Source organism: Mesorhizobium sp. B2-3-13, assembly GCF_006442195.1.
Lineage (GTDB): Bacteria > Pseudomonadota > Alphaproteobacteria > Rhizobiales > Rhizobiaceae > Mesorhizobium > Mesorhizobium salmacidum.
In genome coordinates this window covers 25271-38795 of record NZ_VFVQ01000021.1, presented here as the reverse complement: position 1 = coordinate 38795, position 13525 = coordinate 25271, and the positions used below count along the sequence as shown (strand labels likewise).

Annotated in this window: 11 protein-coding genes and 1 pseudogene; 6 read left to right on the top strand and 6 right to left on the bottom strand. The window is 64.6% G+C overall.

The window, feature by feature from the left end:
• Positions 1-17 precede the first annotated feature (17 nt).
• The 3 genes from FJ941_RS22940 to FJ941_RS22930 all read left to right on the top strand — a co-directional run bounded on the left by FJ941_RS22940 (position 18) and on the right by FJ941_RS22930 (position 2758).
• Positions 18-869 carry a hypothetical protein gene (locus FJ941_RS22940; protein WP_140509140.1) on the top strand — a complete coding sequence of 284 codons (852 nt, stop codon included), beginning with the start codon at positions 18-20 and terminating at the stop codon, positions 867-869.
• 75 nt (positions 870-944) lie between these two features.
• Complete coding sequence (locus FJ941_RS22935) at positions 945-1748, top strand: oxaloacetate decarboxylase (protein WP_140509138.1); 804 nt, start codon at positions 945-947, stop codon at positions 1746-1748.
• Positions 1749-1759: 11 nt separating this feature from the next.
• Positions 1760-2758: a proline racemase family protein gene (locus FJ941_RS22930; RefSeq protein WP_140509136.1), complete on the top strand. Its 999-nt coding sequence runs from the start codon at positions 1760-1762 to the stop codon at positions 2756-2758.
• Positions 2759-2762: 4 nt separating this feature from the next.
• On the opposite strand, the gene FJ941_RS22925 is transcribed toward FJ941_RS22930, so the two are convergent.
• Together FJ941_RS22925 and FJ941_RS22920 are read right to left on the bottom strand one after the other, a co-directional pair.
• A complete protein-coding gene (locus FJ941_RS22925) occupies positions 2763-3473 on the bottom strand; it encodes a sulfate transporter family protein (RefSeq protein ID WP_140509134.1) in 711 nt (236 codons plus the stop codon).
• A gap of 119 nt (positions 3474-3592) precedes the next feature.
• Entirely contained in the window at positions 3593-4495 is a 903-nt protein-coding gene (locus tag FJ941_RS22920; protein WP_140509132.1) for an EamA family transporter, read from the bottom strand.
• A 275-nt stretch (positions 4496-4770) separates the two neighbouring features.
• Between FJ941_RS22920 and FJ941_RS22915 the strand changes: the two genes are divergently transcribed.
• Together FJ941_RS22915 and FJ941_RS22910 are read left to right on the top strand one after the other, a co-directional pair.
• Positions 4771-5763, top strand: a complete 993-nt coding sequence (locus FJ941_RS22915; RefSeq protein WP_140509130.1) for an adenosine kinase — start codon at positions 4771-4773, stop codon at positions 5761-5763.
• 373 nt (positions 5764-6136) lie between these two features.
• Positions 6137-6835 (top strand): antitoxin Xre/MbcA/ParS toxin-binding domain-containing protein, encoded by a 699-nt coding sequence (locus FJ941_RS22910; RefSeq protein WP_140509129.1) that lies wholly within the window; start codon positions 6137-6139, stop codon positions 6833-6835.
• Positions 6836-6882: 47 nt separating this feature from the next.
• On the opposite strand, the gene FJ941_RS22905 is transcribed toward FJ941_RS22910, so the two are convergent.
• From FJ941_RS22905 to FJ941_RS29505, 3 genes and pseudogenes are all read right to left on the bottom strand, one after another.
• A complete protein-coding gene (locus tag FJ941_RS22905) occupies positions 6883-9162 on the bottom strand; it encodes an NADP-dependent malic enzyme (RefSeq protein ID WP_140509127.1) in 2280 nt (759 codons plus the stop codon).
• A 132-nt stretch (positions 9163-9294) separates the two neighbouring features.
• A complete protein-coding gene (locus tag FJ941_RS29510) occupies positions 9295-9531 on the bottom strand; it encodes a hypothetical protein (protein ID WP_246673939.1) in 237 nt (78 codons plus the stop codon).
• 76 nt (positions 9532-9607) lie between these two features.
• A pseudogene (locus FJ941_RS29505) lies at positions 9608-9739 on the bottom strand (glycosyltransferase family 1 protein); the annotation flags it as partial.
• 138 nt (positions 9740-9877) lie between these two features.
• Between FJ941_RS29505 and mutS the strand changes: the two are divergent.
• Positions 9878-12649, top strand: a complete 2772-nt coding sequence (gene mutS, locus FJ941_RS22895) for a DNA mismatch repair protein MutS (protein WP_140509125.1) — start codon at positions 9878-9880, stop codon at positions 12647-12649.
• On the opposite strand, the gene FJ941_RS22890 is transcribed toward mutS, so the two are convergent.
• Positions 12650-13495, bottom strand: coding sequence for an aldo/keto reductase (locus tag FJ941_RS22890; RefSeq protein ID WP_140509123.1), 846 nt, complete (start codon positions 13493-13495; stop codon positions 12650-12652).
• Positions 13496-13525 lie beyond the last annotated feature (30 nt).

Genomic DNA, 13525 nt, shown 5'->3' with positions numbered 1-13525 from the left:
AGGGGACGATATCAAGCATGTCAGGATTTTTGCATCGGCTCGTCCTTGCCTGCCTGTTGCTGCCATTGCTGTGCGGCGCGGCCGGAGCCCAGGATGCCGCCAGCCCGGACCTCGGCAAACCCATCGTCGGCCACGCCGATACGACCTATGCCGATCTCATCAGGATGGTCGTTCCGGATCTGACGGCGAAGGGCGATTATTATGTCGGCTCCTCGCCGATCGAGATGCGGCACATTGCCGGTCCCGACAATGACAGCTCGCCACCAGAGGCACCGAGCGTTTTCAGCGCCGGCGTGCTTGGCATCAAAGCCGGCGGCAAGGATCGGCTGGCCATGCTGTTCGACCTCGGCCAGTCGCCCGACAGCGCGGAGGGCTATGCGGTGCTGGCGCTTTACGACCTCACCGGCAAACCGAAGCTGCTCGATGCCGTCAATGTGGCGACCGACCGTTTCACCTTCTTTCGCCACCCCGGTAAACTTTCGCTCGGCGCCAGTGACGATGCGCTGATGATCTCCAGCACGCATTTCAATTCGAACCAGGGCTACATGTCGACGCCGCTTATCCTGGTGCGAGACGGCCGTTTTGAGCTGATCGACCTCATCAACACGTTCGACGAAAATGTCTGTTCCTACCGGCGCTCCCAGGACCTGACCTTCCAGGCTTTGAGCGATGGCTCGCCCTACGCAGCGATCAAGGCGACGATAACCGACAAGACAGTGCCTGGCGAAGAGACTTGCGACGAACCGGCCCCGAAGGCCGTCTCGAACGACAATTCCGTAACCTACCGCTGGGACAAGAAAACAGCGCGCTATGTCGCCGATTCCGACGCTTTCGAGAAATTGGCAGCAGACAACGAGAAACGCTTCTGAACCAACCGCATTCGTTTGCCCGGCCACGAACAGCGCGGTAGCATCCGCCCCGACACTCGTCATGGGGGAGCATTCATGGACAACGGCAAGATTTTTCGCGACCTGCATGCCTCGACCTTCGTCATGCCCAATCCCTGGGATCCGGGCACGACGAAGCTGCTTGGCTCCTTCGGCTTCAAGGCGCTGGCCACGACCAGCGCCGGCTTTGCCTTTTCGCGCGGCCTGCCGGACGGAGCCGTGAGCTTCGACCAGATGATCCATCATTGCCGCGAGGTGACGGCGGCGACCGAACTGCCGGTTTCGGCCGATCTGGAGAAGGGCAAGGGCGACAGCGCCGAGCAGGCCGCCGAGACCATTTTCGCGGCGGAAGCCGCCGGGCTTGCCGGCTGCTCGATCGAGGACCACACCGGCGATCCGGACAAGCCCATCTATGAATTTTCGCACGCGGTCGAGCGTGTCGCCGCCGCGGTGGAGGCGGCGCGGGCGCTGAAGCGCGACTTTGTCTTCACGGCGCGGGCCGAGAATTTCCTCTGGGGCAAGTCCGACCTCGACGACACGATCAGGCGGCTACAGGCCTTCGAAAAGGCCGGCGCCGACGTGCTCTATGCGCCGGGCATCGGCGACGTCGAGATGGTACAGACCTTGTGCTCGGCGGTCGGCAAGCCGGTCAATGTCATGGCGAAGCCCGGCTTCACCATCGCCGACCTTGCCATGGCCGGCGTCAAACGGATTTCGCTAGGGCCGTGGCTGACCAATTTCGCCTACGGCATGCTGGAGACGGCGGCGCGCGAAATCCAGCAGGACGGCACGTTCGGCTTCACCCGCGCCGCCATGCCGTTCGGCAAGTTGCAGGCGCTGTACGGCAAATCCCAGGGCTAGGACGGGCCCGAATGAACCTTACTGTCGTCGACATGCATACGGGCGGCGAGCCTCTCCGGATCGTCACGGGCGGTTATCCCAGTATTCCCAAGGGCACCATCTTGGAGAAGCGCGCCTATGTGCGCGACCATCTCGATCATTTGCGCAGACTGCTGATCTTCGAACCGCGCGGCCATTACGACATGTATGGCGCCCTGCTGGTCGAGCCCGATTTGCCCGGCGCGGACCTCGCCGTGCTGTTCATGCACAATGAGGGTTATTCGACCATGTGCGGCCACGCCATCGTCGCGCTCGGCCGTTACGCGATCGATCAAGGGCTGGTGGCCAAGCAGGAGCCGTTCACCACCGTGAAGATCGAGGCGCCGTGCGGCCTGGTCGTCGCCTCGGTCGCGGTCAGCGACGGCAAGGCCGGTTCGGTGTCGTTCGAGAGCGTGCCGGCCTTCCTGTTTGCCCGCGACCAACAGATCGAGCTGACGGAATATGGCAAGATCGGTTTCGATGTGGCCTATGGCGGCGCCTTTTACGCGCTGGCCGACTGTCATCAATTCGGCTTGGAGTTCGGCCGCGACCGTGTGCGCGATTTCGTTGACGCGGCAACCGCGCTGACGAACCGGCTCAAGGCCGAGTTTCCGCTATCGCATCCCGATCATGATGACCTCGCCTTCCTCTACGGCACCATCCTGACCGATGGAAAGGACGCCTTTTCCGGGGAAGTCACCAGGAATGTCTGCGTCTTCGCCGAGGCGGAGGTCGACCGCTCGCCGACCGGTTCCGGCGTCACCGCCCGGCTGGCGGCCATGCATGCCAAGGGCGAGATCGCCATCGGGCAGAAGCGCATTTTCGAGAGCATCGCCGGCTCGCGCTTTTCCGGGGTGGTGGCGCGAACGGCGAAGGCCGGCCCGCACGAAGCGATTGTCGCCCGCGTCGGCGGCCGTGCCTATTATTCCGGACGAGCCGAATTCATTGTCGAACCGGACGACGAGCTGGGGCGCGGCTTTCTCTTGCGCTGAAGGCTCAACCGCGTGCGGGACGGGCCGCTTCCCGTGCCGAGACCGCCTTGTGCAGATGCACCATCATGGCGGCGGCGAAGAGCGGCGTCAGCAGGTTGAGCAGCGGCACGGCGAGGAAAGCCGCGATAACCAGCCCGGAGAGAAACACCGTGCCGGCATACCGCCTGCGCAGGGCCCTCGCATCTTCCTCCGGGCGAAAGCGCATGGCGGCGAATTCGAAGAATTCGCGTCCGAGCAGGTAGCCGTTGACGATGAAGAAGGCGGCGATGTTGATGCCCGGCACCAGCAGAAGCAGCAAGGCGACGATGTTGCCCAGGATGACGACGCCAAAGAATTTTATGGCCAGCACCAGCGATCGCAATGCCGGCATGGCGCGTCCGGCCGGGTCGCCGGGGTAGTCGGTGCGCTCGACCACTTCGGCGACATCGTCGAGGAACAGGCCGGCGATGACGGCCGTGACCGGCGCGACCAGCAGCGCCATGCCGAAGGCCAACGCGATGGCGGCGATTAGTCCGCCCAGCCACCCGGCCCAGGACGGTATGCCGGGCAACGATGTCTGGAGCCACGGCAGGGCCAGCCATTCGACAAGGCTGGTCAGGCCGAACCACAGGGCGACCAGCGCCAGCAGGGTCAGGCCAAGCGTCTTGATGAACACGGAGCGAAACGGAGGCGAGAGCAACTCCAGGGCCGCGATGCGGGCAGCGTCGAAAATCACCGTGCTTCACCCCAACGTCAGCGGACACAGCCACAAGGCAGGACGTTCCCGAGATAGGCAGTGCGGCCCGCGAGCACAAGCGCGGGCCGTTGCCAGCCTCGCACTCACCCGAAATCTGCCTATCGGGCGGAGGCCGACTTGCGGGCCGGTATGGTCATGGCCGCCACGCCGACAACGACAAAACCCATGCCGAGCCAAGCCGTGGGGCCCAGGCTTTCACCGAGGAACACGGCGCCAATGCCGACGCCGATCGGCACGCGCAGATAGGCCTGAGACGTCGTGCCGACCGACCCCAGCGTGTGGATCAGACGGAAATAGATGACGAAAGCCAGTGCCGTCGAAAACACGGACAGGCCGAGCAAAGCGAGTATGGAAGCCGCCGAAGGCGCCAGCGTCCACGGCTGGTCGACCGCCAGGCTGAGCGGCACCAGCATGATCGCGCCGCACAGCATCGAACCGGCGGCGGGAAGCATCGGATCGAGGCCCCTGAAGCCGCGGCCGAAAATGGCGGCGCCCGCATAGCACACCGTTGCCGCGACGATGGCTAGCTGTGCCCAGAGCTGGTGGCCTATGCCGCCAAGCGCCTGCGTGCCGACGATCAGGCATATGCCGGCAATGCCTGCGCCGACGCCGACCAGCTTGCGCGCCGTCACCGGCTCATGGCGGGTGATGAGCGCCGTCAGCAGGAAGGTGAAGATCGGCGAGGTGGCGTTGAGGATGGTGGCAAGGCCGGCGTCGACCGAACGCTCGGCGGCGGCGATCAGTGTGAACGGGACGACGCTGTTGAGGCAGGCCTGGAAGGCGAAGCGGCGCCAGCTTGCCGCGTCGCCCGGCATGGCAAGGCCGCGCCAGCGGATGACGGCGAACAGGATGGCGCCGGCGATCAGGGTGCGGGCGGCGATGAAGGTGATGGGCGGGATGGTCTCGACGCCGATCTTGATGAAGGTATAGGACGCCCCCCACAGCACCGCCAGCACGCCGAGCAACACCAGGTCGGTGGTCGTATCGCTCTTTGCTGACATGGGCTTGCCGCCTTCGGATCGGGATCGAACAAGCCCTTTTAGGCAACGCCACGGCGAAATGCTTCGGCCACGATCGAATTGTCGTAACGCCTGGGTACAACGAAAACCAACTGCAGAACTGTCTTGCAGGCGCGCAGTCGCGGGCTTCTTCGGCAAAGGACGGGCCTCGCCGCTACGCCGGCAACGACAGAAAATCGGTTGCCAGTTTTCAGGGTCATGCTGTAGACCCGCGCGGGCATGGCAAGAAGCCGGCTCGGGTTTTGGCGGAGACATTGATGCCGGATTATGACGTGCTTTGCATCGGCAATGCGATTGTCGACATCATCGCCCAGTGCGAGGAGGACTTCCTCGAGACCAACGGCATCATCAAGGGCGCGATGAACCTCATCGACACCCACCGCGCCGAATTGCTCTACAGCCGCATGGGCCCGGCGATCGAGGCCTCCGGCGGCAGTGCCGGCAACACGGCGGCTGGTGTCGCCTCCTTCGGCGGACGCGCCGCCTTCTTCGGCAAGGTCTCCAACGATGCGCTGGGCGAAATCTACGCGCATGACATCCACGCGCAGGGCGTCGCCTTCGACACCAGGCCGCTCGAGGGCGAGCCGCCGACGGCGCGCTCGATGATCTTCGTCACCCCCGATGGCGAACGCTCGATGAACACCTATCTCGGCGCCTGCGTCGAACTCGGGCCGGAAGATGTCGAGGCCGACAAGGCGTCGGGCGCCAAGGTCACCTATTTCGAAGGTTATCTATGGGACCCGCCGCGCGCCAAGGAAGCCATCCGGCAGACGGCGAAACTTGCGCACGCGGCCGGTCGCGAAGTCTCGATGACCTTGTCGGATCCATTCTGCGTCGACCGCTACCGCGACGAATTCCTCGACCTGATGCGCTCGGGCACGGTCGACATTGTTTTTGCCAACAGCCACGAGATCAAGTCGCTTTACCAGACTTCGTCCTTCGACGAGGCGCTGGCGCAGATCCGCAAGGATTGCAAGATCGCGGCAGTGACCCGTTCCGAAAAAGGCTCGGTCATCGTACGCGGCGACGAGACCGTGGTCATAAAGGCAACCACCATCAAGGAACTGGTCGACACGACAGGCGCCGGCGACCTCTACGCCGCCGGTTTCCTGCATGGCTATACACAGGGCCGAGACCTCCAGACCTGCGGCGATCTTGGCTCACTGGCGGCTGGATTGGTGATCCAGCAGATCGGCCCAAGGCCACGGCAGAACCTGCGCAAAGAGGCAGAGCAGGCGGGACTGTTGTAGGAACGCCTTTCCCTTCTCCCCTTGTGGAAGAAGGTGGCCGCGAAGCGGCCGGATGAGGGGTGTTCCAGCTTGGCAATGGCGGCACTCCGTCCAGCACCCTCAACCGTCTTGGGCGAGTCACTGGCCCTCGCCCGCCCTTCGGGCCCCGCAGGGAGAAGGCAAGCGCGGACCGCTTCTCACCGTCGCGCAGTTGTCACAGACCGCTCCTAAAGGCAAATGCGAGCGTGCCGTGACTGACATTTCGGCACGCTAATCAGGGTGTGGAGCAATGCAGGACAGCAATCTGTCGGGTCGCTGCATCTGTTGCCGTCGCGCTTTCCATTTTCCGCCGTAACCGTTCTACAACCGGCGCGCGGCCCCAGAAGACAGATGCATGACCAGATTTCAGACTAAGACCACCGGCATCACGCAGGACGATTTCGCCGACATGGTGGCGGAAAAAGTCGAGCGTGCGCTTGCCCACTATGACGAGGCCATCAACGGCCCGACAATGATCTCGGTCGGCAAGATCGCCGGCAGCATAGCGTCCGCGGTCACCTTGCTGTCGCCCAAGCACCAGCGCGCCATCGACGCCATTCACGCCGACCTTCCCGGCCTTGCCTCGAAATTCGTGCGTGCGCTCGCGGCGGAAGCCGCGCGCCGCAGCGAAGCTGGCACGGTGGGGACGACGACGCTGTCGGCAGAGGCCGAAACGCTTCCCGCGCTTCCCCAGTCCGACGACCTAGAATCGATGCTGATCGAGGACTGGGCCGGCCGCGTCGCCGGCTCGACCTACCTCGAGGAAAACCTGCGCATCGCCCGCTCCACCCTGCACCGCTGGCAGAGACGGGGCGACGTCATCGCGCTGCGCAAGGGCGGTCGCAAGCACGTCTTCCCGCTGGCGCAGTTCGTCGACGGCAGGCCGGTGGCAGGCATAAGCGATGTGCTGGAGATCATCGGCAATCCAAGGCTCGCATGGCTGTGGCTGACCCGTCCAGCGGCACAGCTCGACGGCCGCGTTCCGATCGACCTGCTGCGGCAAGACCGGGCGGAGGAGGTGGTCGAGGCGGCGCGGGCGTTCGCGCGGGGGTGAGAGACCCAGTCTGATCGCCAGCTTTCGTCCGCCACGCCGACCGCTCCTCAAGTCCCCGCCGTATATGCCGCGATCGCCGCCATGTTCACGATGTCTGAGTCCTTGGCGTTCAGCGAGACGATCTGCACCGGCTTGTTCAGGCCGACCAGCAGCGGGCCGATGACGGTCGAACCGCCGAGTTCCTGCAGCATCTTGGTCGAGATCGAGGCCGAGTGGAACGCCGGCATGATCAGCACATTGGCCGGGCCGGTGAGCCTTATGAACGGATATTGCGCCATGGCGCGGGCGTTGAGTGCCACGTCGGCTGCCATTTCGCCGTCATATTCGAAATCGACGCGGCGCTTGTCGAGGATGCGCACGGCTTCCTGGATGCGCTCGGAACGCTCGCCCTGCGGGTGGCCGAAGGTGGAATAGGCGAGCATGGCGAGTCTTGGCTCATAGCCCATGCGGCGGGCAAATCCGGCGGCCTCCTCGGCGATGTCGGCGATCTGCTCGGCGTTGGGCATGTCGTGCACTGCGGTGTCGGCGACGATCACCGTGCGGCCGCGCGCCAGCACGATCGAGACGCCGATGACGCGGTGGCCGGGCTTGGCGTCGATGACGCGCCTGATATCGTCGAGCGCGGTCGAATAGTTGCGGGTGACGCCGGTGACGATGCCGTCGGCATCGCCCAGCGCCACCATGCAGGCGGCGAAATGATTACGGTCGTTGTTGATCAGCCGCTGGCAGTCACGAAACAGGAAGCCTTTGCGCTGCATGCGTTCGTAGAGATAGTCGGTGTAGATCGAATTGCGGCGCGACAGACGCGCATTGATGATCTCTATGCCTTGTTTGTTGAGGTCAATGCCGGCGTGCCTGGCGTTCTCCTTGATGACGTCGTCGCGGCCAAGCAGGATGGCAGTGCCGAGCCGCTGGTTCACATAGGAGACGGCGGCGCGCATCACCTGCTCCTCCTCGCCTTCGGCGAAGACGATGCGCTTGGGCTGGCGGCGCACGCGGTCGTAGATACGCTGCAGGGTCGAGGCGATCGGGTCGCGGCGGGCGGAAAGCTCCTGCGCATAACGGTCGAGATCGAGAATAGGCTTGCGGGCGACGCCCGAATCCATTGCCGCCTTGGCCACGGCGATCGGAATGGCGGAGATCAGGCGCGGGTCGAACGGCACCGGAATGATGTAGTTGGGACCGAATTTCGGCCGGTTGCCCTGATAGGCGGCGGCGACGTCGTCGGGCACGTCCTGGCGCGCCAGTTCGGCGAGCGCGCGAGCGGCGGCGATCTTCATGTCGTCATTGATGGTGGTGGCCCTGACATCCAGCGCGCCGCGGAAGATGTAGGGGAAGCCGAGTACGTTGTTGACCTGATTGGCGTAGTCCGAGCGCCCGGTGGCCATGATGGCGTCAGTGCGGATCTCGGCCACTTCCTCCGGGGTGATCTCTGGATCGGGATTGGCCATGGCGAAGATGATTGGGTTCTTGGCCATCGACTGCACCATGGCGGTGGTCAGCGCCCCCTTGGCGGAAAGGCCGAGGAAGACATCGGCGCCGTCGAGCGCTTCGGCCAGGCTGCGCGCATCGGTCTTGATCGCATGCGCCGACTTCCACTGGTTCATGCCCTCGGTGCGGCCCTGGAAGACTACGCCCTTGGTATCGCACAAGGTGATGTTTTCGGGCGAAAAACCCATCGCCTTCATCAGTTCGATGCAGGCGATGCCGGCGGCGCCCGCGCCATTGCAGACCAGCTTCGTGGTCTTCATGTCGCGGCCGGTTACCTCCAGCGCGTTGATCAGGCCGGCGGCCGAGATGATGGCGGTGCCGTGCTGGTCGTCGTGGAAGACCGGGATGTCCATCAGTTCGCGCAGGCGCTGCTCGATGATGAAGCATTCCGGCGCCTTGATGTCTTCCAGATTGATGCCGCCGAAGGAGGGACCGAGGAAGCGCACGCAGTTGATGAACTCGTCGGCATCCTCGGTATCGACCTCGAGGTCGATGGAATCGACATCGGCGAAGCGCTTGAACAGCACCGCCTTGCCTTCCATCACCGGTTTGGAGGCCAGCGCGCCGAGATTGCCTAGGCCAAGGATGGCGGTGCCGTTGGAGATGACGGCGACCATGTTGCCGCGCGTCGTGTAGTCGAACGCTCTCGATGGATCCTCGGCGATGGCGCGCACTGGCACGGCGACACCAGGCGAATAAGCGAGGCTGAGATCGCGCTGCGTCGTCATCGGCTTGGTGGCGACGATCTCCAGCTTGCCGGGCCTGCCCATGGCATGGAATTCGAGCGCTTCCTGTGCGCTGACGGACGGACCGTTGTTCTCGGTTTTCCTGGCCATGATGCTTTTGATTTCCTCGCCGGTGGGACACCTTTTTGAAGCGGGTGCCTGTGTGCTTGCGAATTAAGACCACGGGCCGCCGCGTGTAAACCACGAAGCTCTGCAAAGCTGCTTCAAAGCGGGCACGCTCGGTCAGGAGCCATTCTGCGCCACCCTGGATGCCATGATTTCATGCGCATGCTGGCGGGCCGTTGCCCATCGCCGCAGCGTCCTGGTTCCGGGAAACGGCCATTGCGATAGCGGCGGTTGGCTGCTTCCCAGTCTCTTCAGCAGGTCGGCCAGGAATACTGTGAGTTCCTGCCGTTGAGCCCGCACCTTGGCCAGCGTGCGGTTGCGAATCTCCTCGCGCGGAATGGCGCGGTCGCGCAACGTCTCGACGGCGCGCCGGATCGGGCTCGGCGATGATGCAATAGTCCGGATTGAAAAAGACGTCCCGGCCGCCAAGACTAGGTGTGGTCACCACCGGCAACCCGGCCATCATATATTCCATGCTGGAGCACATTGCCCCTTCCGCCGCCGACAGACAGAGCCCGACCGCGGCCTGGTTGTAGACGCGATTGACCTCCTGCGGCGCCAGCCAGCCAGTCAGGCGATCACACCATCGAGCAATGCACGCTGAATAGCCCCTTCCATGGAAAGATGGCTCGCGGTCTTCCCCTGCTTTCTATCCCCCCGGCATTAAACCGCGCCATCACATCTGCTAGCGTGCCGTGCCATGAACATGCACAGCCCGAACGAGCCCGACGCCGCCCCCGAGGTGATGACGCCGCCGCAGCCCGGCGCTGCCGCCGTCACGCCGATGATGGAGCAATTCATCGAGATCAAGGCGGCGAACCCGGATTCGCTGCTGTTCTACCGCATGGGTGATTTCTACGAGCTGTTCTTCGACGATGCCGAGAAGGCGAGCCGGGCGCTGGGCATCGTCTTGACCAAACGCGGCAAGCATCAGGGCCACGACATTCCGATGTGCGGCGTGCCGGTGCATGCGGCTGACGATTACCTGCAGAAGCTGATCGGCCAGGGATTCCGCGTTGCCGTCTGCGAGCAGATCGAGGATCCGGCCGAGGCCAAGAAGCGCGGCTCCAAATCGGTGGTGCGCCGCGATGTGGTGCGGCTGGTGACGCCGGGCACCATTACCGAGGACAAATTGCTGGCACCCTCGGAATCGAGTTTCCTGATGGCGCTGGGCAGGGTGAAGGGCGGAGCGGAGCCAAGAGGCGGGGAGCGCGGTAGCGCGACAGGGCACCAAGGAAGCTTTGCAATTGCCTGGATCGACATCTCGACCGGCGCCTTCCGCGTCGCTGAGACTACCGCCGACCGGCTGCTCGCCGACATCTTCCGTGTCGATCCGCGTGAGCTGATCGTCGCCGAGCCGGTGTTCCACGATCCCGAGCTGAAGCCGGTTTTCGACGTGCTCGGACGTGTCGCCAGCCCACAGCCGCCTTCGCTATTCGATTCGGCCTCGGCCACGGGACGGATCGCGCGCTTCTTCGAGGTGGCGACACCAGACAGTTTCGGCACGTTTTCGCGCTCCGAACTGTCGGCGATCTCGGGCGCCATCGCCTATGTCGAGAAGACGCAGAAGGCCGAACGGCCGCCGCTGTCGCGGCCCGAGCGCGAGGAGCAGGGCTCGACCCTGTTCATCGACCCGGCGACGCGCGGCAATCTCGAACTGCTGCGCACGCTGTCCGGCAGCCGCGAGGGTTCGCTGTTCAAGGCGATCGATCGCACGGTGACCGGCGGCGGCGCAAGGCTGCTCGCCGACCGGCTGATGGCGCCGCTCACCGACCCGGCGGCCATCGGCGCACGGCTGGATTCGGTGTCGTTCTTCCGTTCCGAAGTGCGGCTTTGCCAGGCAGTGCGGATGAGCCTGAAGAGTGTCGCCGATATGCCGCGTGCCCTGTCCAGGCTGGCGCTCAACCGGGGTGGCCCGCGCGATCTCGGGGCGCTCCGCGCCGGCTTCGAGGCGGCAGGCGCCATCGCTGAAACCTTTGCCGCGATCGCCCTGCCCCAGGAATTAGCCGGCGCGATGGCCGCGATTCAGGCGCTGCCCAAGACACTTGCCCAACATCTCACCCAGGCGCTCGGCGAGGAACTGCCGCTGCTCAAACGCGACGGCGGTTTCGTTCGCGGCCGCTACCATGCCGAACTCGACGAGATGCGGGCGCTGCGCGACGAGTCGCGCAAAGTGATCGCCGGGCTGGAGCGCTCCCTGATCGAGGAGACCGGCGTCCGTTCGCTGAAGATCCGGCACAACAACGTGCTCGGTTACTACATCGAGGTGACGGCCAACCATCATGCCGTCATGACCGGCAGCGATGGCGCCAAGGCGCGCTTCATCCATCGCCAGACCATGGCCAATGCCATGCGCTTCACCACGACCGAACTCGCCGAACTGGAGACCAAGATCGCCAATGCCGCCGACCGGGCACTGAGCATCGAACTGGCCGCCTTCGATGCGCTGACGGCCGAAGCCGTCGGCCAGGCCGAGGCGATCCGCGCCGGCGCCGATGCGCTCGCCGTGCTCGACGTGTCGGCGGCACTTGCACTTTTGTCGGAAAGCGAGAGCTGGTGCCGGCCGGTGGTGGATTCCAGCCTTGCCTTCGAGATTTCAGGCGGCCGGCATCCAGTGGTCGAACAAGCGCTGCGCCGTTCGGGCGAAGGCCCGTTCGTCGCCAATGATTGCGACCTCTCGCCGGAGGGAAATGCCAAGAACGGCGCGATCTGGCTGCTGACCGGCCCGAACATGGGTGGCAAGTCGACGTTCCTGCGGCAAAACGCGCTGATCGCGATCCTGGCCCAGACCGGCTCCTTCGTGCCGGCGGCGTCTGCCCATATCGGGGTCGTCGACCGGCTGTTCTCGCGCGTCGGCGCGTCGGACGATCTGGCGCGCGGCCGTTCGACCTTCATGGTCGAAATGGTTGAGACGGCGGCGATCCTCAACCAGGCCGGCGAACGCGCGCTGGTGATCCTCGACGAGATCGGCCGCGGCACCGCAACGTTCGACGGCCTGTCGATCGCCTGGGCGGCGGTCGAATATCTGCACGAGAAGAACCGCTGCCGGGCGATCTTCGCCACCCATTTCCACGAGATGACGTCGCTTGCCGGCAAGCTGGCGCGGCTTTCCAACGTCACCATGCGGGTCAAGGAATGGGAGGGCGACGTCGTTTTCCTGCACGAGGTCGGCAAGGGCGCCGCCGACCGCTCCTACGGCGTGCAGGTGGCGCGGCTCGCCGGCTTGCCAGAAGCGGTGGTCGAACGGGCCAAGGCGGTGCTGCACCAGTTGGAGGAAGGCGAGGTCTCCGGCAAGACCAACCAGCTGGTCGACGACCTGCCGCTATTTTCGGTGGCGGTAAAGCGGGAAGCGCCAAGGCCGATGAAGAGCGACGCGCTGGGCGCAGCACTGGGTGACATCAACCCCGACGAGATGACGCCAAAGGAAGCGCTGGAGGCGCTTTACCGGCTGAAGGAACTGGCGGGGAAGTAGTCAGATCATCTCCAGCCCACTCTTCCGGCTGGGTGGCGGGAACGCACTGTCGAGATCGGCGATGTCCTGCGGCGTAAGCTTTATGTCCAGCGCGGCAAAATTCTGGCGGACGTGCGCCTGGCTGCCGGCCTTGGGAATGGCGATGACGCCGTCCTGCTGGATTACCCAGGCCAGGGCGATTTGCGCCGCGGTTGCGCTGTGACGGGCTGCGACCTCGGCGAGCCTGGCATTGTATGCCAGCGCGCCCTGCTCCACCGGCGAATAGGCCATCAGTGGGATGCCACGTTTCCTCATCCAGGGCGTGAGATCGAATTCCGGGCCGCGGCGGACCAGATTGTAAAGCACCTGGTTGGTCTGTACCTTGTCGCCGTCGGACAGGAGTCCCAATTCCTGCATCTCGTCGGTGTCGAAATTGCTGACGCCCCAATGCCGGATCTTGCCGGCTTTTTTCAGCGCCTCGAAGGCTTCGACCGTTTCCGATAGGGGCACGCTGCCCGGCCAATGCAGAAGATAGAGATCGATGCGGTCGGTGGCGAGGCGCTTCAGGCTGTTCTCGCAGGCGCGCTGCAGGCCGGCCCGCGAAGCGTTGGAAGGCAGGACCTTCGAGACCAGGAAGACCTCGGCGCGGCGCCCGGCGATAGCTCTGGCCACCACTTCTTCCGCACCGCCGCCGGCATACATTTCGGCGGTGTCGATCAGCGTGACGCCGAGGTCGAGACCGAGCTTGAGGGCATCTACCTCCTCGGAGCGCCGGCGCGAATCCTCGCCCATCTTCCACGTACCCTGGCCGAGAACGGGTATGGCCTCGCCGCAGGGCAGCGTGGTGGTCCTGACGCTCGATTCCATGGCTTGGCTCCGTGGTACCCGATCGCATCG

Coding starts and splice junctions, on each gene's coding strand:
- FJ941_RS22940 (WP_140509140.1), top strand. CDS start 18: ATGTCAGGATTTTTGCATCGGCTCGTCCTTGCCTGCCTGTTGCTGCCA.
- FJ941_RS22935 (WP_140509138.1), top strand. CDS start 945: ATGGACAACGGCAAGATTTTTCGCGACCTGCATGCCTCGACCTTCGTC.
- FJ941_RS22930 (WP_140509136.1), top strand. CDS start 1,760: ATGAACCTTACTGTCGTCGACATGCATACGGGCGGCGAGCCTCTCCGG.
- FJ941_RS22920 (WP_140509132.1), bottom strand. CDS start 4,495: ATGTCAGCAAAGAGCGATACGACCACCGACCTGGTGTTGCTCGGCGTG.
- FJ941_RS22915 (WP_140509130.1), top strand. CDS start 4,771: ATGCCGGATTATGACGTGCTTTGCATCGGCAATGCGATTGTCGACATC.
- FJ941_RS22910 (WP_140509129.1), top strand. CDS start 6,137: ATGACCAGATTTCAGACTAAGACCACCGGCATCACGCAGGACGATTTC.
- FJ941_RS22905 (WP_140509127.1), bottom strand. CDS start 9,162: ATGGCCAGGAAAACCGAGAACAACGGTCCGTCCGTCAGCGCACAGGAA.
- mutS (WP_140509125.1), top strand. CDS start 9,878: ATGAACATGCACAGCCCGAACGAGCCCGACGCCGCCCCCGAGGTGATG.
- FJ941_RS22890 (WP_140509123.1), bottom strand. CDS start 13,495: ATGGAATCGAGCGTCAGGACCACCACGCTGCCCTGCGGCGAGGCCATA.